This window comes from Paenibacillus haidiansis, from assembly GCF_036553665.1.
Taxonomy (GTDB): Bacteria; Bacillota; Bacilli; order Paenibacillales; family Paenibacillaceae; genus Fontibacillus; species Fontibacillus haidiansis.
In genome coordinates this window covers 68,155-91,470 of record NZ_JAZHPZ010000005.1, presented here as the reverse complement: position 1 = coordinate 91,470, position 23,316 = coordinate 68,155, and the positions used below count along the sequence as shown (strand labels likewise).

At 47.0% G+C, this 23,316-nt stretch carries 26 protein-coding genes and 2 pseudogenes; 9 read left to right on the top strand and 19 right to left on the bottom strand.

What is annotated here, in order from left to right:
* Window positions 1–17: 17 nt before the first annotated feature.
* Together V3851_RS12050 and V3851_RS12045 are read right to left on the bottom strand one after the other, a co-directional pair.
* The gene (locus V3851_RS12050; RefSeq protein WP_331846787.1) at window positions 18–1,022 is read right to left on the bottom strand and encodes a DUF3231 family protein; all 1,005 of its coding nucleotides are present in this window, start codon (window positions 1,020–1,022) and stop codon (window positions 18–20) included.
* Window positions 1,023–1,191: 169 nt separating this feature from the next.
* On the bottom strand, window positions 1,192–1,872 hold the full coding sequence (locus V3851_RS12045; protein WP_331846786.1) for a TetR/AcrR family transcriptional regulator: 681 nt from the start codon (window positions 1,870–1,872) through the stop codon (window positions 1,192–1,194).
* Between the two features lie 137 nt (window positions 1,873–2,009).
* Here V3851_RS12045 and V3851_RS12040 point away from each other — a divergent pair, with 137 nt between their 5' ends.
* Entirely contained in the window at window positions 2,010–3,362 is a 1,353-nt protein-coding gene (locus V3851_RS12040; protein WP_331846785.1) for an MATE family efflux transporter, read from the top strand.
* A 98-nt stretch (window positions 3,363–3,460) separates the two neighbouring features.
* Here the strand turns inward: V3851_RS12040 and V3851_RS12035 are convergent, their stop codons facing one another.
* The 3 genes from V3851_RS12035 to V3851_RS12025 all read right to left on the bottom strand — a co-directional run bounded on the left by V3851_RS12035 (window position 3,461) and on the right by V3851_RS12025 (window position 5,603).
* On the bottom strand, window positions 3,461–4,006 hold the full coding sequence (locus tag V3851_RS12035; RefSeq protein ID WP_331846784.1) for a DinB family protein: 546 nt from the start codon (window positions 4,004–4,006) through the stop codon (window positions 3,461–3,463).
* 73 nt (window positions 4,007–4,079) lie between these two features.
* Window positions 4,080–5,027 (bottom strand): helix-turn-helix transcriptional regulator, encoded by a 948-nt coding sequence (locus V3851_RS12030; RefSeq protein ID WP_331846783.1) that lies wholly within the window; start codon window positions 5,025–5,027, stop codon window positions 4,080–4,082.
* A gap of 27 nt (window positions 5,028–5,054) precedes the next feature.
* Entirely contained in the window at window positions 5,055–5,603 is a 549-nt protein-coding gene (locus tag V3851_RS12025; protein ID WP_331846782.1) for a TetR/AcrR family transcriptional regulator, read from the bottom strand.
* A gap of 123 nt (window positions 5,604–5,726) precedes the next feature.
* Between V3851_RS12025 and V3851_RS12020 the strand changes: the two genes are divergently transcribed.
* The 5 genes from V3851_RS12020 to V3851_RS12000 all read left to right on the top strand — a co-directional run bounded on the left by V3851_RS12020 (window position 5,727) and on the right by V3851_RS12000 (window position 9,249).
* Entirely contained in the window at window positions 5,727–6,488 is a 762-nt protein-coding gene (locus V3851_RS12020; RefSeq protein WP_331846781.1) for an SDR family oxidoreductase, read from the top strand.
* Window positions 6,489–6,821: 333 nt separating this feature from the next.
* Entirely contained in the window at window positions 6,822–7,763 is a 942-nt protein-coding gene (locus V3851_RS12015) for a sensor histidine kinase (RefSeq protein WP_331846780.1), read from the top strand.
* Window positions 7,750–8,256 (top strand): response regulator, encoded by a 507-nt coding sequence (locus V3851_RS12010; RefSeq protein ID WP_331846779.1) that lies wholly within the window; start codon window positions 7,750–7,752, stop codon window positions 8,254–8,256. Before V3851_RS12015 ends, V3851_RS12010 begins: the two co-directional genes overlap by 14 nt.
* 16 nt (window positions 8,257–8,272) lie before the next feature.
* Entirely contained in the window at window positions 8,273–8,395 is a 123-nt protein-coding gene (locus tag V3851_RS12005) for a LuxR C-terminal-related transcriptional regulator (RefSeq protein WP_331846778.1), read from the top strand.
* Window positions 8,392–9,249: a CPBP family intramembrane glutamic endopeptidase gene (locus V3851_RS12000; protein WP_331846777.1), complete on the top strand. Its 858-nt coding sequence runs from the start codon at window positions 8,392–8,394 to the stop codon at window positions 9,247–9,249. The genes V3851_RS12005 and V3851_RS12000 overlap by 4 nt, the downstream gene beginning before the upstream one ends.
* 365 nt (window positions 9,250–9,614) lie before the next feature.
* Here V3851_RS12000 and V3851_RS11995 read toward each other — a convergent pair whose 3' ends face one another.
* The 3 genes from V3851_RS11995 to V3851_RS11985 form a co-directional block, all read right to left on the bottom strand.
* Window positions 9,615–10,643: a hypothetical protein gene (locus V3851_RS11995; RefSeq protein WP_331846776.1), complete on the bottom strand. Its 1,029-nt coding sequence runs from the start codon at window positions 10,641–10,643 to the stop codon at window positions 9,615–9,617.
* The gene (locus V3851_RS11990; protein WP_331846775.1) at window positions 10,636–11,139 is read right to left on the bottom strand and encodes an RNA polymerase sigma factor; all 504 of its coding nucleotides are present in this window, start codon (window positions 11,137–11,139) and stop codon (window positions 10,636–10,638) included. The genes V3851_RS11995 and V3851_RS11990 overlap by 8 nt, the downstream gene beginning before the upstream one ends.
* 237 nt (window positions 11,140–11,376) lie before the next feature.
* Window positions 11,377–12,252: a helix-turn-helix transcriptional regulator gene (locus tag V3851_RS11985; protein WP_331846774.1), complete on the bottom strand. Its 876-nt coding sequence runs from the start codon at window positions 12,250–12,252 to the stop codon at window positions 11,377–11,379.
* Window positions 12,253–12,445: 193 nt separating this feature from the next.
* Here V3851_RS11985 and V3851_RS11980 point away from each other — a divergent pair, with 193 nt between their 5' ends.
* Genes V3851_RS11980 through V3851_RS11970 form a run of 3 tightly spaced genes read left to right on the top strand, consistent with a single transcriptional unit; the run spans window position 12,446 to window position 14,125 of the window.
* Window positions 12,446–13,045 carry an NADPH-dependent FMN reductase gene (locus V3851_RS11980; protein WP_331846773.1) on the top strand — a complete coding sequence of 200 codons (600 nt, stop codon included), beginning with the start codon at window positions 12,446–12,448 and terminating at the stop codon, window positions 13,043–13,045.
* On the top strand, window positions 13,038–13,340 hold the full coding sequence (locus V3851_RS11975) for a Dabb family protein (protein ID WP_331846772.1): 303 nt from the start codon (window positions 13,038–13,040) through the stop codon (window positions 13,338–13,340). The genes V3851_RS11980 and V3851_RS11975 overlap by 8 nt, the downstream gene beginning before the upstream one ends.
* A gap of 41 nt (window positions 13,341–13,381) precedes the next feature.
* Window positions 13,382–14,125 (top strand): SDR family oxidoreductase, encoded by a 744-nt coding sequence (locus V3851_RS11970; protein ID WP_331846771.1) that lies wholly within the window; start codon window positions 13,382–13,384, stop codon window positions 14,123–14,125.
* Window positions 14,126–14,161: 36 nt separating this feature from the next.
* On the opposite strand, the gene V3851_RS11965 is transcribed toward V3851_RS11970, so the two are convergent.
* The 11 genes and pseudogenes from V3851_RS11965 to V3851_RS11920 all read right to left on the bottom strand — a co-directional run bounded on the left by V3851_RS11965 (window position 14,162) and on the right by V3851_RS11920 (window position 23,286).
* Complete coding sequence (locus V3851_RS11965; protein ID WP_331846770.1) at window positions 14,162–14,479, bottom strand: hypothetical protein; 318 nt, start codon at window positions 14,477–14,479, stop codon at window positions 14,162–14,164.
* A 745-nt stretch (window positions 14,480–15,224) separates the two neighbouring features.
* On the bottom strand, window positions 15,225–15,638 hold the full coding sequence (locus tag V3851_RS11960) for a VOC family protein (RefSeq protein ID WP_331846769.1): 414 nt from the start codon (window positions 15,636–15,638) through the stop codon (window positions 15,225–15,227).
* A gap of 85 nt (window positions 15,639–15,723) precedes the next feature.
* Window positions 15,724–16,395 carry a DUF4386 domain-containing protein gene (locus tag V3851_RS11955; protein ID WP_331846768.1) on the bottom strand — a complete coding sequence of 224 codons (672 nt, stop codon included), beginning with the start codon at window positions 16,393–16,395 and terminating at the stop codon, window positions 15,724–15,726.
* Between the two features lie 86 nt (window positions 16,396–16,481).
* Window positions 16,482–16,676: pseudogene (locus tag V3851_RS26985) on the bottom strand (response regulator transcription factor); the annotation flags it as partial.
* Between the two features lie 99 nt (window positions 16,677–16,775).
* Window positions 16,776–17,138 (bottom strand): annotated as a pseudogene (locus V3851_RS26980) (tetratricopeptide repeat protein); the annotation flags it as partial.
* 1,580 nt (window positions 17,139–18,718) lie between these two features.
* Window positions 18,719–19,735 carry a phosphotransferase gene (locus V3851_RS11945; protein ID WP_331846766.1) on the bottom strand — a complete coding sequence of 339 codons (1,017 nt, stop codon included), beginning with the start codon at window positions 19,733–19,735 and terminating at the stop codon, window positions 18,719–18,721.
* Entirely contained in the window at window positions 19,732–20,805 is a 1,074-nt protein-coding gene (gene rsgA / locus V3851_RS11940) for a ribosome small subunit-dependent GTPase A (protein ID WP_331846765.1), read from the bottom strand. The genes V3851_RS11945 and rsgA overlap by 4 nt, the downstream gene beginning before the upstream one ends.
* A gap of 476 nt (window positions 20,806–21,281) precedes the next feature.
* Window positions 21,282–21,686 carry a VOC family protein gene (locus V3851_RS11935; protein ID WP_331846764.1) on the bottom strand — a complete coding sequence of 135 codons (405 nt, stop codon included), beginning with the start codon at window positions 21,684–21,686 and terminating at the stop codon, window positions 21,282–21,284.
* A 63-nt stretch (window positions 21,687–21,749) separates the two neighbouring features.
* Window positions 21,750–21,818, bottom strand: coding sequence for a hypothetical protein (locus V3851_RS26975; protein ID WP_414859306.1), 69 nt, complete (start codon window positions 21,816–21,818; stop codon window positions 21,750–21,752).
* Between the two features lie 280 nt (window positions 21,819–22,098).
* Entirely contained in the window at window positions 22,099–22,461 is a 363-nt protein-coding gene (locus V3851_RS11925; protein WP_331846763.1) for a nuclear transport factor 2 family protein, read from the bottom strand.
* A 24-nt stretch (window positions 22,462–22,485) separates the two neighbouring features.
* A complete protein-coding gene (locus V3851_RS11920; protein ID WP_331846762.1) occupies window positions 22,486–23,286 on the bottom strand; it encodes an SDR family oxidoreductase in 801 nt (266 codons plus the stop codon).
* Window positions 23,287–23,316: the final 30 nt, after the last annotated feature.

Here is a 23,316-nt window from a genome sequence, read left to right as displayed (position 1 = left end):
GTTTCTTGACCAAGCCTTTAATGTCCAGCATTTAATTTATCTCGGTCTATAGCTTCTGGAGGCTGCTCCATCCAGCCGTGGTTAATCATAATATTGGCACCATCTTCTACGTATAACGAAACGTCCAATTGGCATTTTGCAAATAAGGCGCCGATATCTTTTCTTCCATCAAGTGATAAACCGTTGGCGTATTCCCTTATCTTCATGGAGAACATGTCGATCTTATGATAAACCATTAATTTATCCGAGAAAGGAGGCTCGGTTGAGGGTCTGACCAAATGATCGATACTCGGAGGGGATGGCAAATCGTCTTTAGACAATTTATCCGACATCAGATCAATATGCTTTTGATTAAGCTTCTTCCCACGTTCTAAATATTGTCTGACCTCTTCACTTCTCGCCACCTGGACAAAGCCAACAATAATAGCTTTACTCGTGATGTCGTTGTTCAGGTTTCCGTAAAGATGGGCAATTTCTAATCCGTGCAGCGGTCTCCCATTTCCAAAAAAAACATTTAAAAAACTCTGTTTTGTAGCGAAATCGACTCCTTGCGGAGGAGGGATGACGGGCGGATTTAGTAATGGGTTTTTGGATAGTAAGGCATCATTGACATAAACCATCAATTTGCTCGTATCATGAAGGGTTTTGACATAAAAATCCCGGATATCTTTCCTTGTCACTAAAGGGATGGCCACGCTGTAAATACTCATACCAGCTTTACCCAAATACTGTAGGTAATGAAGATAAAAATCATCTTCATACAGTCGGGGTGCTTCCAAATTTACGTCATCCTTTGTAAACCCGATCGGTATTGGAAAGTCCGCTTGTTTAAAAATGGTTTCAATATCCTGTATATAGACTTCACATAACCCCTCGGCATATTGTAAAATTTTCTCGATCTCTATATCGTCCACATGCTGAAGAAAATAACTAAGCACGCATTTCCCCATCGTATTTGCAACATACGTCGCCCAAAGCTTTCCCATCTCCGCTGCGGTTAATTGTGATTGATCCGTTTTCACAAATATCATTCCTTTATGATCTATTGGGAACCCATGTCTAGGATAACCAGTGAACAGCTTCGGAATACACCAAAAATGCACCGATGGGACAAAGGGGCAGGTTACCCAATGACTAATCAGCTTGAGGTCTGCCGGGTGGCTTCATTGCCGGATGGGCTTTTCCTTCATTCTACTTCTCCTGCTCCTTTATCACCTGCTCAATCCCCAACAGAATTAGCTTCAAGCCGAACTCAAACGCCCCGTCGGACCCCATCACCTTGAACAGCCCGTTCTTAAACATCCTCCGGAACAATCCCGCATCACTCTCGCTCATAGTATCGAGAAGGCCTATCATCTCTCCATCCGGAAGATCACCTTGTTTCTCCAGGATTGCAGAGACATTGCGCTGATGTTGATAATCGTCTAGAACGAAGAAGTAAACATAGTTCGTAAGAGAAAGAACCGCTTGTATTTTTTGCTCTTGCCCAAGCGGCGTCGATTCTACGCAGAGTAGCATACGGTTGGTGTACCGGATGATGTCCGGTTCGTGCGGCAGCGTCATCATCATGAGCTGCGTGGAGCAGGGATACCGGCTAAGTACACTCCGTATCGTTACCGCAAGCCCCGTCAGTTGCTCCTTCCAGTTTCCCTCGGAATGAAACTCCTCCAGAATGATCTTCGAAACCTGGTTGGCCAGACGCTGGTAGAGATCCTGCTTGCTCTTGAAATACCAGTACAGAGAGGGAGCCTGAATCCCCAGCCGGTTGGCCAATCGCCTCAGGCTGAATTTCTCGATCCCCTCGTCCCCCAGAAGCTCCCACGAGGCTTCTAAGATCTTATCCTCGGAAATTTGCGGCTGCTGCTTTTTCATCGTTATCCGCCCTTTTAACTAACAGTGTAAGTTTGTGCTTTACAGATCTATAGGTCCATGATATCATCTAACACTGTAAGGTTCAAACTAACACCGTTAGATTAAGGACAAAATATACACAGAAAGTGGTGACCCACATGGATGCAGAGAACCTCCATTACTTTGAGAAAGCACCGATCGCCAAAGCCGTAGCTCACTTTGCTGTACCTATGATGTTAGGTACTTCAATGAGCGTCATCTATTCCATCTTGAATGCCTATTTCCTTGGTACGCTGGGCAATACCGCCATGTTAACCGCACTCGCACTAACCTTACCGTTATTTGCGTTCATCATGGCGCTAGGCAACTTGATCGGCATTGGCGGCGGTACCTTCATCTCCCGTTTGCTGGGGGAGAAAAAATATGATGATGTAAAGCATGTATCTTCCTTCGCTTTTTACAGCAGTTTACTTCTCGGTCTAGTCGTCATAGCCGCAGGCCTCCCGTTGATCGATCCCCTTGTTCATGGTCTGGGGGCAACGCCCGACTCCTTCGGCTTCACGAAGGATTATGTCACGATGATGCTAATGGGTTCCCCATTCGTCATATTATTCTTCACGCTGGAGAATATCGTACGCTCGGAGGGTGCGGCAATCACGTCGATGGTGGGTATGATTCTGAGTGTTGTCGTGAATATTGTACTCGATGCGCTGGTCATCTTCGTTTTTCATTGGGGCATCATCGGCGTTGCATCGGCTACGGTCATTTCTAGCCTGGTCGCGAGTGCATTCTACGCCTTCCATATGGGATTCAAGAGTCAATTCTTAACTGTCTCCATCCAATGGTTCAAGGCTAACAAGGACATTCTCGGCAATGTATTCAAAATCGGAGTTCCAGTCTTTATAATGAGTATCTTTTTAGGGGCCATGTCGCTCATCTTTAACCATTTCCTTATTGATTATGGAGATCGGGCCGTAGCGGCTTACGGAATTTCATCGCGTTTATTACAGTTTCCGGAGTTTGTTCTGATGGGCTTATGCGAGGGAATCGTGCCATTGGTCGCCTTCTCTTTCACAGCGAATAAATTGCGCATGAAGCAAACCATTGGATTTACGATCAAAGCGATTGTTGCATTGGCAGTCTTGTTCGGGGTCATTGTCTATCTGACTTCCGACCACTTAATTGGTTTATTTACGAATGATCCGCAACTCATTGAAATGGGCAGCTACATTCTGCACGTGACGTTCTTATCCTTGTTCATCACAGGAATGACCACGTTGTTTACGGGTATCTTCCAAGCAACAGCGCAAGAAACCGCAGCTTTTATTATGTCTGTTATACAAGGAATTACTCTAATTCCTGTGTTGTTTATCGCCAACCGTATGAATGGCTTCCACGGAGTGGTCTGGTCCCTTGTCGTTGCCGATGCCGTTGCTTTCCTTGTTGGGGCTGTCATGTTGTATGCGCTGCGGAATAAATTGCAGCCGGATTTGGAAAGCTTAGTACAATAGAAACATCATATAACACGCAAAAAAGCAGGATTAGAGCACTCTCCGATCCTGCCTTCTTAGATAAATGGGAGAAAAGGTTATTGCCCTCCTCCTTGTAGTCATTTACGTGCTATTTCATATAAATTTTTCAAACGTTCCAGTTGCAATAGATGGTGCCTGTAATGCATCTCAATAAGCAAAAACCACTCCTTGGCGTTTAGTGCGCCGAATCCAGGATGAAGAATCTTTCTGCTTTCGGACACTTTATTCAAGGCTGATTCGGTACGTTTCATCCGCTCCACCACACCTCGAAGGCCTTCCGTCAGTTGCTTCTTGCTCTCCGGCTGTTTTGGGGTGTATTGCGGTGAAGCAGGGACCCGAATCCGAACGGGCGGAAAGCTTCCAAGTTCGAAGGCTTCCTTGCCCTTCTCCGTCTTTTCCTCCATGACGTCTACTGTTTCTTCACTTCCAGCCAAGCATTGTTCGACATTAGGCAAATGCATAAATTGTGCCGATTGAATCAAATGCATATACATTTGACCAATCGACCATTCCTGCTCATCCGTTTTTTTGGTCAGCTGCTCCATATTGAGGCTTTCCAGTTCGATCAAATAATGCTCTACGCTCTCCTCAAAGGCCTGCAATGCTTCCGCTGTACTTTTCATGGATCAAACAACTCCTCATTATTCTTTCTTGGATATAATCCCAGTATAAAAAAACGCTGCTGACAACAGCGTGTCAGTAGCGTTTTAAAATTTTTTCGGCCTCTTCCCGTATCCGAAGTCGGAAAGACTCCGGCTCCAACACCTCGACATCGCCGCCCCAGCTGAGGATATAAGGCAACAATTCTTCCGGTTGACGGACAAGAAATTGAACTAAAAGGCCGTCCTTTCGCTCCTCAGTCGATTCCATATAAAAATGACAAGTCTCCGCGATTTTGTCCGCTATTACGGGATTAGCCTTAACCAGTACTCGTTCATGACGGTCCTCCGGCGGACGGTAGTTGTTAAGGTTAAACCCATGTGGAATGAGAAAGCGTTCCTCCAATACGGTAAGCTCCGCCATGCGCGACAAACGGAAATGCCGAATTTCCTGCCGCAAGTCGCAATGCGCAATCAAAATCCAATTCCCCTGAACAAGCACCAATCCGTATGGGGCAACCTCGCGCACGCTCTTCCGATTGCCGTCCGCTTCCGGCATTTTCTTCAGATACGAAATACGCAATTTTCGGCGTTCCATAATCGCCCGCCTCGCTTGTCCGAGATAGTCCTTTTCCTTCCAACTGGTAACCGGCTCACCGGCATGAAGAAGCCGCATCGTTTCCCGAACGCGTGTCGACTCGCCGCGCACCGGTTCCGGCAAGATCGCTTCAATTTTGCGCCGGGCCGCCTTGGTTACACTTCCATAATCACCATCCAACCGTTGCTCGATAAAGTCAGTACCCATAAGCAAGGCTACGGCCTCTTCAGCAGAAAACCCGACCGGCGGAAGAAAATATCCCTTCATTAGGGAATAACCTTGCCCGGGAGCACCAAGGATCGGAACACCCATTTCACTCAGAGCGTGTATATCCCGATATATTGTCCGCACACTAGTCTCAAATAGAGACGCCAAATCTTCCGCTCTCAACACCCTGTTCCGTTGCAGCTCAAGCATTATGGCGAGTTGTCGATCGGTTTTGTTCATTATATGTTCCCCCGCTATCCCAATGGGTTATTCTAATATTCCCGCTTCAACCAGCTTCCAGACCCCTTCAAATTCTCTTTTAATGTCAATCAATAACCACTTCTCTGCAAAGGCCGGCGCGGAAAACCAGGAGAATGCCAACAGAATGGCATGTAAAAACCCGTCGTCTTCAATTTTGCTTGCCTCCTTCAAGCTTCCCGCCAAATCTTCAACGTGCCTAGCCCATACAATTGGATTTCCATCAATATAGGTAGTATATAACTTGAACATTTCCGGCTCACGTAAATAAGATTGGTATTTGGATTCGCTTAAGCTCCATAACCAGTCATGAACGATTTCTCTTCTAGATGAATAATTTTCAGTTTTAAAAGGAAAAAGTACTGCCAATTCATGATTAAGCCATGAACTTGCAAGAGCAGTCCATAGTTCTTCTTTTCCCGCGAAATACTTATAGATCGCCGCATGAGTCGTTCCTAGTTCATTTGCGACTTTTGAGAGATTAACTTTCTCCATGCCTTGTTCAGCCACCATTCGGTGAGCGGTTTCCAATATTAGTTCTCTGCTTAAACTTTTCATGCATTCATTATAACTACAAACCCTTTCAGTTACAAATGTTGACTTTTGTAACTGAACAGTATATTTTGATATTATTACTAAGTTACAAAAATTAAAAGTTGTAACTAGCGAAGGAGAATCAATATGGAGCTTAATAAAAATACAATTATCATCACAGGCGGTACTTCGGGTATTGGTCTTGCCTTTGCCAAGGAATTGTTGAAACGCGGCAATAAAGTCATTGTTATTGGTCGTAATCAAGAAACCATCGATAAAATAACAAAAGATAATAAAGAACTAGTCGGGCTTCAAGGTGACGTTTCAAATGCGGATTCTGTTCGCTCAATGGCAGCATTCATTCATGAACACTATCCAGAGGCAAATATCTTAATCAACTCAGCAGGCATCATGCGTTCATTTCATATGCTGGAAGAAAACGCTGATTTGGAACAGGCAACCTCTGAAGTCGAAACAAATTTAAAAGGGACCATATGGATGACAAGAGCATTGCTTCCCCTATTCTCCAAACAAAGAGAAGCCATGATCGTAACCGTAAGCTCTGGCCTGTCCTATATTACTTCGCCAACTCAGCCTGTGTATTCCGCAACCAAGGCAGGCGTGCATATGTTTACCGACGCACTTCGCATACAGCTAAAGAAATCGAATAAAAATATTCACGTCATGGAGCTTGTCCCCCCTCTCGTTGCCGAGACCAATCTTGAACCGGACATACAGAAAGGGGGTCCAAATATGAGTTTGAAGACTCTCGTTAAGCATGGAATCAAAGGTATGGAAAAAAACAAAAAACGTGTAGTACCTGGTTTTTCAAAATTTTTTCGTTTCGCCGGTAAATACTTCCCCGACTTCCTTCCTAATTTGATGGCAAAAGAAATGAATAAGCCTTGAGCGAAAATGGATGCCGTTTATTATCAGCCATAGGCGCAGTATTAGGGATCTTTTTTTATTCTTCACCCAAGTTTTTTGGATTTCCTGTATGATGGTGCTATGAAAAAAATCTTATCTTTCATGGATTGGGGTATATTTGTCCTTCGTTTATACCATTATATTCTGCTGTATTCCCGGGTTCTGGCAGAAAGTGAGTTTTCGAACCGGACGTTATTTAACGCGACCTGGCTGAGCATAGCCCTTGTCGTCCCTTTGCTGTTCTGGTTTCCTGGGCACCGAATGAACAAAGTCTGGTTTTGCATACTGGAGCTATTGCTTGGCGGTTCTTATTATGTGCATTCTGTCATTGATCCGGCTCTGACTTCAAAAGCGGATTATTTGCTGCCGAGTCTTGCAATGGGGTACTTATTAACGAAGCAAAGCCTCTGGATCATTCCCCTACTCGCTGTCATTCCTTTTTCCTTTCAGTCCCACTTAAGAATATCTTGGGAGCAGACCCTAAGTATCGGAACAGACAATCTGCTGTTCTGCTTCATCGGTATGTGGGCAAGCTTCGTCGCCAATGCCTATGCTCAGAAGAATAAACTGGCAGCCGAAGTGGAGCGTCAAAATAAGCTCTTAACTCACTACTCGGCCGAGATCGAGAAAATGACGTTGCTTGAAGAACGCAACCGCATGTCCAAGGAGCTTCATGATACGCTGGGTCATTCCTTTATCTCACTCATCCTGAGCCTGGATGCTTCTATTGCCCTTATGGATAGCAAGCCCGCCGAGGCCAAAGACCGGTTAATCCGCTTAAGGGCATTGGCTGAGACAAATCTGGACGAAATGAGAAGCATCGTACACGAGATGGGGGAAGAAGAGGAATCCAGTCTGATCCGACAGGTTGAATCCCTTGCGGTCCGTTTCCGGGAGCACACGGGTACAGCCCTGACTTTGAGTCTGCCGGAGACAGAGCGGTCCATACGTTTTGAAGTACGGCAAGCGGTCCTGCGGGTCATCCAGGAGTCTTTTACAAATGCACTAAAACACGGAAAAGCATCTCAACTGCATCTGGAGCTTACATTTTCCGAGAGCCGTCTGCAATTAACCGTTCGAAATAACGGCAAACCGATCGACAAGCTCCATTATGGTTTCGGCTTGACCACGATGAAACATCGGGTTGAGCGGTTGGGAGGCAGCCTGCACCTATCATCCGGGGAGGGAATTCCGATGATAACCGAGGTCCGATGCGAAATCCCGCTGAAAGGAGCGATGCCGCATGGCGAAGATTAAAGTGCTGCTTGCGGATGATCAAGAGTTAATTCTTGAGAGCTTACATATCGTACTGTCCATGGAAGAGGATTTGGAAATTGTCGGTTTAGCCAAAAATGGAGAAGAAGCCCTAAAGGGCTGCGAGCAGTTTAAACCGGATATGGTGTTGATGGATGTAAACATGCCGGTCATGGACGGCGTCGCCGCAACGGCCCTGATTAAAGAGCGAATGCCGGCAACCAAAATCATCATGCTGACCTCCTATAAAGAAGTAGAATATGTGTTAGCGGCGTTAAGCCATGGTGCGGAAGGTTATCTCCTCAAAGCCATTCATCCTAGAGACCTGGCGGCAGGCATACGGGTGGTTCAGGCGGGTGGGACTTTAATTACGCAGGAAATGGCGAGTAAAATGATCAAGAACATCAACAATACCACCCCTCCGAAAAATAATGAATTCGGGCTCTCCGGCCGTGAAATAGAAGTGTTGCATAAGCTGGCTGCCGGCCTGCGTTAATCAGGATATTGCCGAGGTGTTGTATCTTAGTGAAGGAACGGTTAAAAATTATATTTCGACGATTTATTCGAAGCTTCACGTAAAAGGGCGGCGGGAGGCCGCCCGTAAAGCCCGAGATTCGGGAATTTTGGATCATTGAAAAGCCGCTTTTTTGAATATAGCCATAGAATAAATTATGACCAAAGCGCACTGTCTCTTTATGACTTTTTCGGCCTATACTCAGAGCATCAAACTGTAAAAGAGGCGATGAAAGGCATGAAGAAAAAAAGGGCTAAAAATAAAGGGCTGCTGCATCCTGGAAGAAAGTTGAGCGCTTGGAGTTCATTTTGGGGCTTTCCCATCGTCTGGATGATTGCCGGGGCGATCGGCATTATTCTCATAGATACGTTATTCCGGCAGCTGACAGCGCAAGTAGATGGGATTGTTTCCCTTATTTTTACTCTAATAACGGGGTTTCTTGCCATCTTGGTTTATAAGCTCACGCTGACATACCTGGCCCGGCAATCCACTCCGGAGATATCCAGACAGCGCGCAGGGATTGAAACGGTTCTGGGCGTACTAATCGGGACCCTTTTTATCACGGGATCCGCTTTTATTATTATGGCTCTGGGAGGGTACTCCTTTCAGTGGGCAGGTTCCACGGACACGAGTTTTGTTCTGGTTTCCTCCATTGAAGCAGCTTTAGGAGCAGCCATTGTCGAGGAACTTATCTTCCGGGGACTTATGTTGCAAGCCATCGATAAATTGGGGGGAAAAACGCTCGCACTTGCCGTGACCTCTCTATTTTTTGGAGTTGCCCATCTTGGCAATTCAGGAGCAACATTATGGAGCGCGTTCGCCATAGCCCTGGAAGCAGGGGTTCTGCTCGGAGCCGCTTTCTTGTGGCGGCGGAACTTATGGTTTACCATGGGATTGCATTTGCTTGGAATGCCATTGAAGGCTTGCTTGGCATTCCTGTTTCCGGACACGCTGCTCACGGTCTATTTACTGTAAAGGTGAACGGTGCCGCACTTCTCACGGGGGGCGACTTTGGACTTGAGGGCTCTATTGTTCCGGTCGTAATCAGTCTTCTGATCTCCATTCCTATGCTAACTGGGACTGCAAGGAATCGAAAGGCCTTTAGAGGGGACTACCAAATTTGACCTCACGGAAAGCCCAGTCCCAAAAAATTTAGCCCTACTTATGATACGGTTCTCCCCTAATCACATCATTGGTAAAGCATTGTACTTATCTTTTCCACTGTCTTCTGCAAACTAGGCGAACACTGGTAGCGGAGAGTTCAGGAAATCTAACCTTCAAGAAAAGACAAACAGAGTGAGCAAGTACGTTTATTCTTGCTCACTCGTTATAGCTATGATTCAGTTTTTAATCGGTATTTCCTTATCAAAAAAGACGATTGATGCGATTTCCTTGTCATTAATCACTTTTTCAAACATTTTAACTGTAAATAGTTGAGTACCATTCTCCATCAAATGTATTCCGTTAAACAGGCTTGTCGTTTCCGATGTACCGTCCTGGTACTTTATCGTGATAGGGTAGTTATCCAAGATCTGATTAGGGCCGATTTCCTTTAATGATCCAGCAGCTTCGTTAATCTCTTTCATTGAACTGCTCTCAATCTTTAACGAAACCGAAATCGGTGAGACGGAGATTGTTTTGAGTACCGCCCCATAACCAAACATGGATATGTTTTTATTGACCTCATAAGGAGTAGAGTACTCCTTGAAATCCAGCTTAAAATCTGTTCCCCAAACGCCTGGTATGACCGTTGTAAAAATACCTGGGAAAGGATCTGCCGCTTGTAGATCTTTGAGTTGGAAATGAATGTCTTGACCGGCAATGGAACTTTTCGTCACGATTGTCATTACTAAACTAATCTTGTTGTCACTCCGGTTGCCATCGTCAAGCACTTTAAACCCTACGCTCCTATAATCCTGATTGTCCGTTATGTCGTAGTCCAAAAAGCGGTAACGTGTTGCGTCTAGTATCGTACCCTTCGGTGCGGAAAAATCCATTAAAATATAGGTCAGATTACTGTCACCGATCACTTGCTTAATTTTAAGCGTTCCATTCTTGTTTTTTACCTGTTTATCAACCACATAAGCGCCATTTGACAAATATTCTGCCTGCTCATGATTTACCGGATTAAGAAACTTCATAAACTTTTCATCCAATCCCATATATGTCGCTGCAAAAGCGGTTGTAGCCAAACAAACCATCAACACGGCAGCCAATACTGCGGGTCTTAAACGTTTCGCAAGAGTATATCCTCTGTACTTTTTATTTTCATCCTTGCTTTGCACTAAAATGTTATGAAACATTTTTTCTTTTTGTTCGGTTTTAGGGGTAAGCACTTCAAAAAGCTGATTGATATTCTTGTTACTCAAAGTAATTCCCTCCCAAGTCAATTTTAAGGCGCTTGCGACCTCTGGATAGTTGCGTTTGGATCGTGCTTTCTTTCTGTCCCAACATCTCTGATATTTCTCTTACCGAATATTCCTCGAAATAATAAAGATATAGAACTATTTTGTATTTTTCGGGAAGCGACAGCAGTTTTTCCAACACATTTCCCGATGGCTTAGCGTAACTCCAATCAGCAACTTCCGGTAAAGCATCCAAATCGACACGACGGGATTTCCACCAATATTTAAGCACGTCATTACAGTAATTTCTGGTGGTTACCGTCAACCACGCTTTTTCATGCTCGTGATCATTGAAAACCATTTGGGATTTAATCAGCTTTAGAAATACAGATTGAACAGCGTCTTCTGCATCAACGGAATTTTTCAAATATATATAGCAAAGCCTATAAACTAGATCTGCATGCCGTTGATATAGTTCTGCCAATTCTTTATCCGTACGCAATAAAGAATTGTTCTCCATTTTTTCGCCTCCTGCATATAACACGATTGGTGACTCAAAAAAATCCCGTTACTGTTAATTTTTTTACAATCCGCATTTGTTGTTTTGTTTCCAACACCAGTTTATCAATTCTACTAATACGGATAGAGCAAAGAGTGTCGGCTAGAACATCCAACCCGGTTTGTCCGCCTGAATAGAAATGAAAAAATCCTCCTCAAAACATTCTGAGGAAGATTATCTAAGACCGGTTGCCTCATTCTAAACTCTTCGAGATTCAAGCGACTCTGTCTGCTGGCTCTGATAATCGATTACCAGCCGCTGCATTTTTTCCACCGTGCCGTCTTGGTGAGGTACATGAATGGAAACGGTCAAATTTGGATCGTTCAAATACTGAAACGATACAAGATCAAAATTTAATTTTCCTAGATTCGGACAATGCAGTGTCTTGGGAGCATCCATGGCATCAAGAACCTCGTGCGAATCCCAAAATTCCCGAAACTCCCCGCTAGCCTGTGACAGCGCCTCAAACTGCTCAGACCACCAAGGATCGTCGCCGTGACGCGCATACCCGGCATGGAAATTAGCGACGATCCGCCTGGCATGCAGTTCCCATTGGTCTCCCTTGACATAGCGGAAACGGGAGGACGTAAATGTCATCCATACAAAATTTCGTTCCCTATCCGACATAGCCGAGAGATCCCCATTCAATGCGCAGTAGGCCTCATTCCAGGCAATGATATTCATGCGTGCATCCATGACACTTGAAGGGGACAGGTTTTGACTATCCAAAAAGCGTTGAAGTTCCGGCGTTACCTTAGAGGGTTGTTTCGTATCGCTCAAGGGAATTTGCTTACGGGCAAGATGGTACAAATGCCTCCGTTCCGATTCATCTAACCGGAGCACTTCTGCTATTCGATCCAGAACCTCAGCGGATACGTTGATATGACGGCCTTGTTCCAAGTAGGTGTACCAATCCAATCCTACGTCTGCAAGCAGCGCCACCTCGCTGCGGCGAAGTCCGGGTGTACGCCTACGTCCGGATTCCGGCAATCCTGCCTCCCTCGGAGTCATTCTTTCACGGCGTGAACGTAAAAAACGGGACAATTCCTCATAACGATCCAATCTGTTCGACATGATCTCCATCCCCCCCCTACTATTTAATGAACATAGGATTCCTAATCCTACGATAACCGGATCTCTCCCTAACCTCGTCAGACCCATATACACTAGTCTATGTCCTCCTTAGGGAGAATAGCAAGAATGGATAGGACAACGATTATCCTTTAAATCGGTTTTCCATTCAGACCATATCATTGAGGTGATGAAAATGAAAGTAGCCGCCATTGTCGGAAGCATTCGCAAAGAGTCATACAACTTGAAATTAGCCCGCTATATCCAAAACCGTTATCGGCATCTCTTTCAGTTGGATGTGCTGAACATTCGGGATCTCCCCTTTTACGATCAGGATATCGAGTCTGTTCCGCCGCAGCCGGTTATTGATTTTAAAAGCAAAGTCGCTGCTGCCGATGCCGTGTTATGGGTTACTCCGGAATATAATTCGACCATTCCCGGCGTTATGGCGAATGCCATTGACTGGTTATCCCGCGTCGACCGAGTCATGATCGGGAAACCCTCATGGATTGTAGGGTCTTCCATGGGTTTGTTGGGGTCGGTAAAAGCACAGGGCCATCTGCGCGACATCTTGTTTGCATCCGGCATTTCCTCACCGCTGTTGCCGGGAAATGAAGTATACATCGGCCTTGTTCATGAAAAGTTTAATGAGATGGGTGAGCTGACCGATGAGCCTACCGTTAAGCACCTTGATCTCGTAGCCGAAAATTTCGCGGGATGGATGAAGGAAATTTCCCAAATGAAGCAATTGAAAACAAATATAAAACGGGAACCTGGGAGGGAGAAAGATGTTTGAGCATATTGTGCTATTGAAGTTCAAGCCCGATGTTTCCGATACGGAGAAAGAAGATGCGGTAAAACGCGCGCATGACTTTAAAGGGAACATTCCGGGGATCGTGGATCTTAGCGCCGGAATTAACATGACGGAGGAAAAAGAGCACATGCAGGGCTTTACGCTGGGAATCCGGGTTACTTTTGAGGATCAACAGGCTTGCCGGGATTATGTTCAACACCCCCTGCATCAAATTTTTTTACGATCCATCGGCCCATTTGTTGAAGGAATCGTCGTTATGGATTACCCGGTTGCTTAACGCACTCTCTTATCCATACTTTAAAAAAGGAGATCATTGCAATGGAAAAGAAACTTGCCGGCAAAGTTGCCTTGGTCACCGGAGCATCCAGAGGTATCGGCAAGACGATAGCCGAGGATTTGGCACATCATGGCGCCAAGGTGGTCATCAATTTTGCGAACCGTTCCGATCAGGCGGCCGAGGTTGTTCGGAACATTCGAAAAAACGGCGGAGAAGCAACAGCGATTCAGGCGGATATCAGCCGTTTGAGCGAGTTGGAAAAACTTTATCAAGAAGCGCTTAAAACGTTCGGAAAGCTTGATATTGTAGTGAATAACGCAGGGATCATCATTACCAAACCGATTGGCGATATTACGGAAGCGGATTATGACCAGCTATTCGCGATTAATGTCAAAGGGACCTATTTTTCATGCCAGCTTGCCGCCAAGCATCTGAATCCGGGGGGCCGCATCATCAACTTCTCCACTTCGGTGGCGGGTCAGATGTTCCCGGCCTACAGTCTTTATGCAGGCTCCAAAGGAGCCGTCGAACAATTCACGCGTCAACTGGCCAAAGAGCTTGGAAAGAGAAATATCACGATTAATGCCGTAGCGCCTGGGCCTATAAATACCGAGCTGTTCACGGTTGGCAAAACACCCGAACAAATCCAGGGGCTTGCCAACATGAACGCATTCGGAAGACTCGGGGAAACCGAGGATATTGCCGGCGTGATCCTCTTTCTTGCGAGCAATGAATCGCAGTGGGTTACGGGACAAACTCTCCGTGTTAATGGAGGTTTTATTTAAGAAAAATGTAATAAGCGGCGGTCGTCGATTCGAATTCTATACCCAATCCTCGAAATGATCTTTTACAAATTTAATCTCATTCTCATAGTGAGCTAACTGCCCTTCATCAATCTTTTTTTGAAAGGCTTGGTTTCCGTTAGCGGCAAAGTTTTTCATCGTCTCGCACAGTACAGTCAATCGTTCAATAATCCACTCCTGCAAATTGTTAGGGGCGGGAATTCCGTAAGATTCAAAAAACAGATGGATTCTCTCGCGGCGCTCTACAGCATTTTTTTCACGCTGATATGGCATCACTTCCATTTTTCCCGAAGAAAAGTCAGGCGCGAAACCGCCAAGCGGAATGTAAGCTGCCATTTGGCCTCATTACTGGGAGTGAAGGATCGGGCCGTATCATGGAACTGACGTAAAAGGCGCGCAAAACCCGCGAGTGTTTCGTCCGTCCACCATGTGTACGATTCAAGTTCTGGCTGATTAATATCTCCAGTAACAAATGTCAATATTTCACGATCCGAGTCATCGATTCCTAGGAATCTTGGAGCCCCATCAAATCCTTGTTTCTCCAAATGTTTGAGTAATTCATGAACACTTGGACTCCAATATCCTGTAGGACGGCGAACAGTATCCCCCACACGCACGATATGGTTTACATTTCCGCCGCTCAGCACTTCTTCTTGGGTCATAAGGTGTTATTCCTCTCTTTCCATGCCCTATTTTTACAGATTTTAGAAGGACCCAAATTTGATAATCGCAAATTATTTATGATACGGCTCACTGTGCTGTCAGTAACGGTAAGTTTAAAGGCCATCCTTTTCAGGGTGGCCCTTCCTATTTCACCTTTTTAAACCAACAAAGCAGAGGCAACGAATCGGGAATCAGTTTCTCGTAAGCAGGTAAAGAAGGTATGGTGATTATGAATGATCTCTTCCAGCAAGTTCCCCTTCCGAGAGCTGACGACGTCCGAGACACTTCCGCCATGCTCGAATAAATATCTCACATACTCAACTTCGGCCAGAATATCTTCCCGGCTCCTGTCAAAAATTCCATTAAATTATAGGGAAGCCTTAAATATAATCATCAATCCCTGTCAGCATCGAATTTATTAGGCATTCTCCGCCGTTACGGGGTTAACTGCAAAGAGAGAATGGATGTTGCCTTCTGGATCTGCAAAGAAGCCCGTAGTGTGCCCCCAGGACATGACCTTCGGCTCTGCTATCCCCGTAGCCCCTTTGGAAACAAAATCATCATACATCATGTAGACATCCGCAGGAGAATCACATTCGAAGTTAAGCTCAAAGGCTTGCCCTTTACGCTCTTCCCCAAAAGAAGGGTGACCGTTTGTGTTATCTGCCATTAATGGTGCCGAGAAAATGGCTAGACGAACGCCATTATTTTCAAATTCCGTGTAATGTTCTTCTTCTATAATAACCTTAAATCCCAGGACATCACGATAAAAGCCAGTCAAATTAGGAACATCAAGCGCCAAAACAGTGATCCCTTCTAATTTTACTCTCATGCCCTTACCTTCCTCTCCAACATAAATTCAATATTTATATAATCATCGGATCCAGATCGACGCGGTAAAGGATCTTAACCCAATTTTATTTCGCGGAAACTTGCGTATGCGGATTAAATCCCTTCACTATGAGCCAAACCGGCAAGACAATTTCAAATATCGCTCCAGGGATGTAAAGAACCGTTCCGAGATCTAGGCCGGCTATGGACAAAGAACTGCTTGCTAACAAGCACGTATACCCAATCAAGCCGATTATGGACAACCATTGTGGAACCAGTCTCGATCGATAGAGAATATAACAAAATAACAAGCTGCCTAAACTCAGCACAAGCATGGCCATATCAAATAGCAAATAGTGGGCTTCTACCGCTAAATTCCCTAACATTTGCAGGTATGAGTCACCGGAACCGGAAACTCCTGCGGATGTAGACGGTTTATTTAACGCGAGAAGGATGAGCGGACCGATTAAACTTAACATTAACAAGGCCGACTCCATGACCCGGGAAGCGAAGTACCCGAACGCAAACGCCTCATGATATTTCTTTAACGTCGGCTGCAGCAACATGGCAATCCCCACAACCGCAATGGCGTTAATTAGCTCCAAGAACCATCCTGCAAACATGCTCATTCGATCGGAATCTACACTGACCAGCAAGTCCGTTCGATGCAAAATAGGATCCAGGATCCCGCTTCCCACCAAGAATGCGCCCGTCGACAATAAAAATAATACCCCCACCACTCTCTCCATTTTTCTCATGCTTGATCTCCTCTCCCAGCTAATTACTTGCAGTATAGCTCGAAGAGGATCGGGCCCGTAGACACTTTAGTGTGGTTTTGGAGTGTTCATATCAAATTGAGTTCGCGGGCGCGAGCGATCGCTTCCGTGCGTCGTTGGACGTGGAGCTTCTCAAAAATCCTTCGATTGTGGCCTTTCACCGTATCCAATGCCAAGAAGAGCTTCTCTGCGATTTCCCGATTGGAGAGTCCCTGGGCGATGAGCTGCAGTACTTCGATTTCCCGTTGGCTAAGCGGCTCGATCCGGTTGCCCTTCATTCCGGATTCGATGACGCGGCGCATTCGCTCCAGGCCCGTTTGAGCTTCGTTGATTGCCGGGTGCGGCAGACCGTCAGCAAGCCTTAGAGCCTCCCGGTAACGCTCTGCTGCCAGATCGTGACGCCCTTCTGCTTCTCTAATCTGGGCGATTCCAATAATGGCCGTTACCCCCATCAGCTGATGATCGAGCATTCGGCAATTGGCTATGACTTCGTTATAAGCGTCGCAAGCCTCGGCATAATCTCCCCGCCTCTGGCAGGCAACGCCCAGCATCCAAGCGGATGCCGTCCGGGCCGGTAGGTTATCGGGTCTTAAATAGGCAAGCGCACGACGTGATTGGGCGATAACTTCGACTATTCCGTCTGTTTCATTTTTTCCCGCATTCCAAGGAGGCGTAATTAATCCTACAAGTTCATCGGTCTTATCTTCGAGTCCCGAGACTTGCATTGCCGCTTCGGCCACTTGTAGATTCGACTCCGCACCCTGGTGATCATCAGCTAACATCAAAGAGGCCAATGTCGCGCGGGTAGCCGCAATCCATCCGATCAGTTCCTTGACGCCGGCGTCTTGCTCCATGCCTTCCAATGCAGCTTCTGCCGCTCGGAGCTTCTGTTCGACCCCCGTCGGTTTACCGGCAATCAATAGAGCAGAACCATAATACACCCATAACTCCGGTCTTACATCCAGTTCCTTGGAAGGCAACGAATCTAGCCAATCGAGCGCCATTCCAGCAGCCCCTCGCAGATGCAACGGCATCCCGCCGCCTTGAAGCAGGCGCGAGCTTCGCGTGATGTCCCGAGCTTCTACGGCATGATGAAACGCCTCGATCTCGAAACCATGACCTTCATACCAAATGCTTGCTCGTTGGTGCAATTCGTAGATATCGCTGTCGTCCATACTTTCCAGCAGCCGTCTGCGGAGGATATCCGCGAACAAATGGTGGTAGCGATACCACCGTCGTTCTCGATCCAGAGGAACAACAAACAAGTTTTTACGATCAAGCCCGATTAACATTTCATTGCCGGAAATCTCAGGATGGGGAACCATGTCATCACATAACGATCCGCACATTCGGTCGAGGATAGAGGTTCGCAGTAAAAAATCCTGTACAGCTGAAGGCTGCCGTTGCAAGACCTCCTCGGCCAGATAATCCAGCACAAAATGGTGATTGCCCGTGAAAGACTGAAGGAGCCGACCGGCATCGTGGTCTTCCTGTATAGAAATTGCAGCCAGGCGCAGGCCCGCAGCCCATCCCTCGGTACGTGATTGCAACTCGGTTATATGGTCCATGGAGAGATTTAGTTCCATGACATGGTTGAAGAGGACTTCGGCTTCGGGAAGAGTAAATCTCATATCGGCAGCGCGCAGCTCGGTTAATTGATCCCGAGCCCGCAATCGCGGCAGAGATATGGCAGGGTTCTCGCGGGTCGTTAGGACAAGGTGCATCTGTGTAGGAAGGTGGTCCAGCAAGAAGCATATAGCTTCGTCGACCTCTCTCGAACTGGCGGCATGATAATCATCAAGGACAAGGATGAAAGGAAACGGAATGGTCGAAAGTTCATTCAGAAGAGCCGTCAGGATGGATACGGTCGGTGCCGGTTGAGGTGAGCGGAGTACAGAGCGCGCGCCTTCTCCTATATTCTCCGATAGGGTCTGAAGAGCGGAAATCATATACGTCAAAAAGCGCGTAAGTTCGGTATCTCCCTGTTCAAGCGAAAGCCATGCGGCCGGTCGTTCGCAACCGGCCAGCCATTCGCAGACTAACGTCGTTTTGCCATAGCCCGCCGGTGCGGAGATCAGGGTCAACTTGCGGTGCAGACCTTTGTTTAGTCGTTCAGTTAACCGTTGCCGTATAACCGCCTTTGACCGGAGCGCAGGCATATATAATTTGGTAGTGTTTATTGGGGTTGACATATATCTATTTTATCAGCACCAATTGTCCATCATCAATATGATATTACGGGCGCCGATGAAAGAAACTCCAAAAAACCACTACATTCAAGGTTTTTGGAGTTTCTTTTTTAGAGTCAACTCTGTGCAGGACCGGGCTTCATTTCATAGATTTTTTGGAGCGTACGGACATGCTCCTTCTTCTCCTCTTCGTCCTCAGTGTGAAGATACCACTCAACAAGCCTGTACCCAAATGCGAGAAGGATCATCTCGTAGACGCAATGATCGGAGATAGGGGGTGCATCCGCATACTCCGAATAGCCTTTGTAATATGCGGGGACACATCGATGGTAGTATTCGACCATGTGATCGATATCCGCTTCGTCCGCAATCAGGCTTGCGAGATCCTCGCCCAGGTAGCCCCATCCGGATGTATCCCAGTCGATAAGTACCATCGTCCCGTCGGCATAGATCAGGTTGGTCACCCAGAAGTCCCGGTGGCATAGCACGAGGGGCAACTTTTCGATGCGGGCGAATATCTCGTCTGCGTGCTCATCGATGTCGATGAGCATTCGCCGCAGGTGCTGTGGGAATTCGCAATCCTCCGAGCGTATATAATCGTAGACGACCGGCCATGACCGGTAACGCAGATACGTATTCTTCATGAGATCTGGATGGCTCAGATTGGTCAAGCTCTGCAGGACAGCGGGCTGCTCCGCATACAGCTTGCCTTGATAGCGCCCTAACTCCAGCGCGGCCTGTTCATACATGTCACCGGTCAAGTGTAAACCGGATACGCCGTCGATATATTCCAGCCACAGCTGAAATTCATTTTCTTCAGCATTGATCTCGGCGTGATAACATACCGGCCAGCGGAAGGCATCCGAGAACGTCGTTCCGAGGTCAGACGCATAGAGGTCATATTCCCGGCGCCAAGAACCCGGATCCCCGTAACGCTCCCATTGCTTCTGGATTTTCAGCACGATACGGTAGGGCAATTGTTCACCACCTGCAACTTCGGCAATGCCCGTTACCAGGTACACATTTCCCACTGTTCCGCCCTGTAACGGCATGGTTTGCCAGTCGGCCGAGATGATATCCTTTTTGAATAGTTGGCTCAAGGCATGGATCAGCGTTTCGATTTTTATATTCATTTCTTCCACCCCCCATTTTTCTTTGTTTGCTTGCTCCACATGGCGATCGATTTGTTTCGAGCCCTCTTGTCGATGAGGTAGCCCATTTTATCCTGGACAAACTTCTTCTCATTCTGTTGAGCCATATAATGCTCCCACCGTTCACGCGGCAGCGACCCGTCGGCAAGCGCAGCGAGAACGGCACAGCCCGGCTCGGCCTGATGGCGGCAATCCGTAAATCGGCATTGCGGGAACCATGCCTCCACATCCGTGAAGCTTGCGCGTATGCCTTCGTCGGCATCAAAAAGCCCAAGCTCACGCATACCCGGCGTATCGATCACCATCGCTCCGGAGGGGAGCATAAACAGTTGACGGTGCGTTGTCGTATGCCGCCCCCGGCTGTCGACCTCCCGAATCGCTTGAACCTTCATTACGTCCTGCTCTATCAACGCATTGAGCAAAGATGATTTACCGACGCCGGACATGCCGAGGAAGACAACTGTTTTACCTGGCATCAAGTAAGGATTGAGTTCGCTCAACCCCAGGCCTGTATGACTACAGATCGCATGGACCGGCACATCAGGGATGCTTTGTGTGACTTCTGCTAACGCGTGATTATAGTCTGGGACGAGATCCGCCTTGGTCAGAATGACAACCGGCTGACCGCCGCTCTGCCTGGCTTGTGTCAGGTATCGCATGATGCGGGCAACGTTGAAATCCCAATTCAGCGAAGAAAGGATAAATACATAGTCAAAGTTGGTTGCTACGACCTGTTCCAGTACGGTTTTGGTGTAACCTGCGGCATGTCCTGAGTAATCCGCGCGTGAGAACTTGGAGCGGCGGGGTAATACCTTGACGATGAGAGAATCTCCGCTCTCGTTGTAGCGCAGCAGGATAAAATCACCGACACACGGAAAGTCTACGCGCGTTTCCGCGCTGTGATAGAAAGTTCCTTTGAGCACCGCCGTTACTTCGCCGCGCTCGGTCATAACCGTGAAGCGCTCGCGCCGAAGCTCTGTCACCCTGCCGGGCAATAATCCATCGGAAATTGCTTCTATTTCTGTGTAGCCATAGGTTTTCAAATCCATCATGTTTTTTTGTTAGCTCCTTTTTAATGTTGTTTTTTGGACGCAAAAATGCCACGGACAAGCAGCCTCTAAAGAAGCTGCTGTCGCGCGGCATCAGGACGCAAAAAAGATACGACCTTCATCGTATCCTGCAAACAGCAATATTCACGAAAGGTTACTTTGGATGGCATAGCAAATAATACGGGCGTTTCCCCGCCTTTTTCGCATATGCCTGCTATTCAGTTTTAAGACCGAACCACCATATAAGTAGCAGCCATTAAAACACATCTCCCTTCGTGTCAGGAACTTGCTTATCACTAAGCTGTTTTTAAAATATCCTATTTTGGCAAAAAAATCAATGCCTGGAAGAGCAGATCGTGTTGGCCTGCTCCATTTTCCAAGTCTGCTGCGGGATCTTCCGAAAATACTTACCGTTACTTATGGTACGGCTCACCGCGATGTCTGTAACAGCAAGTTTGAAGGCCAGCCTTTACTGCCCGTCAATGTCTACCTCTAAACCGTTTAATCGCATCCTCGGTCACCGGCTCGAAGAGGTTAAGAAGGTTGCCGTCGGGATCGCGGAACAGCATAGAACGGTTCCCCCACGGCATCATGGTCGGTTCCATTACCCAATTATCGACAAATGGCTTCAAGCGCACATATTCGGCTTCGACATCGTCGACCCGGAACTCAATAATGACAGTGCGATTATTGGCGCCCACTACGGAACCGGTGCCGAATAGCTGCGCCGTCTGGGAGTGGCCGATGGCAAGCGTGCATGATGGCACAACGAGTTCGGCAAATACGGGCGCGGGTCGCTCCGCAGAAACCCCCATGACTTTCTCATAGAACTCGACGAGACGATCTACGTCGTCAGTAATGATGCGTACAGAAGCGAAATTCACAAGATATCATCTCCTTTACATTTACATATCCAATTATAAAAAGACGCTACTGACAACATTATGTCAGTAGCGTTCTAGAATTCTTTGGGCTTCCTCACGAATCCGATTTCGGAATGATTCGGGTTCCAACACGGTTACGCCCGCTCCCCAGTCAAGCACCCATTGCAGCAATATTCATCCATGTCCTCTAAGGATGCAAACTTGGTGATCAGGATTAAATCATATGCGGAAGGGCCAGGTCGAATATTAGCTTCAGCCTGAACATCGAGAAGAACGTCTATTTCCCTCTCATGCTCAGCAGAACGGTTTGAACTTGCTCGATATGCTTCGGACTCCGGTCTTTCAGCTTTAATATCAAGTGATTTACTATCATTTTTAGGTTTACCTCGTCCCTTATCTGGTTAGCGTTCTTCTAATTGTTCCATCCTTTAGACAGTCGTATCGTCAGCTGCTTAATCTTAAGGCGGCGAATCTGAAAATAAAAATCCAAATAAAGAGGATCCGGGAGGCCGGTTTTATCGAAATCCCCGTCAACCTTAAAAACCACCACGATTTCTTCCTCATGCTGTTTATGCTGTTGGAGTTCAAGCGTTATGTTAGCACCAAAGTGATGTTCGCCACTCCACTTTTTTATAGCAGCTTTGCCTGCCCATTCTTTACCTTCATCGAGGACAAGAGCATCTTCTGAAAAGCAGTCGACATAAGCCTCCGGATCGGGTTTATTGGCAGCGGCTATAAAATCTTGTATAACTTGCGGAAGTAGACTAGGCTCCATAAGATCAACTCCTTTGTAATTTCGTTAAACTGTGCGGATGGTTCCGCCGTCAATGACATACTCACAGCCCGTAATATAAGAGGCTCTGCTTGAAGCAAGGAAGGCGGCAAGCTCGGCAATCTCCTCAGGTTTGGCCGGCCGGCCGAGAGGAATACCGCCAAGCTCATCCAATAACTGCTGGCGGGCAGCTAAATAGTCCGTTCCGGCTTGTTCAGCCATTCTCTCGATTAACCGTTCCGCCGATTCCGTTTCGGTAAATCCCGGTGCCAATGCGTTGATTCTTATCCCCATAGGGCCGAATTGGGTCGCGATGTTCTTGCTGTAGTTAACGAGCGCAGCTTTAGCTGCCGAATAAGGCATGGTCATGTTGCCCGGCAATTGACGCTGAATAGAGGATATATGAATAATCACTCCGCTTTGCTGTTCAACCATGTAAGGCAGAAATCCACGGTCGAGACGGACGGATGAGAACAGGTTGGCGTTAAACGTCGTCTGCCAATCCTCATCTGTTATAGCTAAAGCCCCTGCCGTGCTGGTTGAGGAACCTCCCACATTGTTAATCAAAATATCCGGACCGCCGAACATTCGAATCGTTTCCTGAATCATATGATCCACACCTTCTGGGAGGCTGACATCGGCCTGAATGAACCCTACCCCCTCCGGAAATGCTTCGGGCAGCGATCTTGCCACAGCTATCACTTCAGCTCCTCCTGCATGCAGACGTTGGACGATCGCCCTGCCGATTCCTCGAGTTCCGCCGGTCACCAGGGCTCGTTTACCTGCAAATTCTTTGCTCATATCCAATAAGTACGGGCTGTTTTCCATCGTTCTGCTGAATCCTCCTTAGTATGTTTT

Bases quoted from the DNA above. Each gene is read 5' to 3' on its own strand.
- V3851_RS12045 (WP_331846786.1), bottom strand. From the start codon at position 1,872: ATGAAAAAGCAGCAGCCGCAAATTTCCGAGGATAAGATCTTAGAAGCC.
- V3851_RS12040 (WP_331846785.1), top strand. From the start codon at position 2,010: ATGGATGCAGAGAACCTCCATTACTTTGAGAAAGCACCGATCGCCAAA.
- V3851_RS12035 (WP_331846784.1), bottom strand. From the start codon at position 4,006: ATGAAAAGTACAGCGGAAGCATTGCAGGCCTTTGAGGAGAGCGTAGAG.
- V3851_RS12030 (WP_331846783.1), bottom strand. From the start codon at position 5,027: ATGAACAAAACCGATCGACAACTCGCCATAATGCTTGAGCTGCAACGG.
- V3851_RS12025 (WP_331846782.1), bottom strand. From the start codon at position 5,603: ATGAAAAGTTTAAGCAGAGAACTAATATTGGAAACCGCTCACCGAATG.
- V3851_RS12020 (WP_331846781.1), top strand. From the start codon at position 5,727: ATGGAGCTTAATAAAAATACAATTATCATCACAGGCGGTACTTCGGGT.
- V3851_RS12010 (WP_331846779.1), top strand. From the start codon at position 7,750: ATGGCGAAGATTAAAGTGCTGCTTGCGGATGATCAAGAGTTAATTCTT.
- V3851_RS11990 (WP_331846775.1), bottom strand. From the start codon at position 11,139: ATGGAGAACAATTCTTTATTGCGTACGGATAAAGAATTGGCAGAACTA.
- V3851_RS11985 (WP_331846774.1), bottom strand. From the start codon at position 12,252: ATGTCGAACAGATTGGATCGTTATGAGGAATTGTCCCGTTTTTTACGT.
- V3851_RS11980 (WP_331846773.1), top strand. From the start codon at position 12,446: ATGAAAGTAGCCGCCATTGTCGGAAGCATTCGCAAAGAGTCATACAAC.
- V3851_RS11975 (WP_331846772.1), top strand. From the start codon at position 13,038: ATGTTTGAGCATATTGTGCTATTGAAGTTCAAGCCCGATGTTTCCGAT.
- V3851_RS11970 (WP_331846771.1), top strand. From the start codon at position 13,382: ATGGAAAAGAAACTTGCCGGCAAAGTTGCCTTGGTCACCGGAGCATCC.
- V3851_RS11965 (WP_331846770.1), bottom strand. From the start codon at position 14,479: ATGGCAGCTTACATTCCGCTTGGCGGTTTCGCGCCTGACTTTTCTTCG.
- V3851_RS11960 (WP_331846769.1), bottom strand. From the start codon at position 15,638: ATGAGAGTAAAATTAGAAGGGATCACTGTTTTGGCGCTTGATGTTCCT.
- V3851_RS11955 (WP_331846768.1), bottom strand. From the start codon at position 16,395: ATGAGAAAAATGGAGAGAGTGGTGGGGGTATTATTTTTATTGTCGACG.
- V3851_RS11945 (WP_331846766.1), bottom strand. From the start codon at position 19,735: ATGAATATAAAAATCGAAACGCTGATCCATGCCTTGAGCCAACTATTC.
- rsgA (WP_331846765.1), bottom strand. From the start codon at position 20,805: ATGATGGATTTGAAAACCTATGGCTACACAGAAATAGAAGCAATTTCC.
- V3851_RS11925 (WP_331846763.1), bottom strand. From the start codon at position 22,461: ATGGAGCCTAGTCTACTTCCGCAAGTTATACAAGATTTTATAGCCGCT.
- V3851_RS11920 (WP_331846762.1), bottom strand. From the start codon at position 23,286: ATGGAAAACAGCCCGTACTTATTGGATATGAGCAAAGAATTTGCAGGT.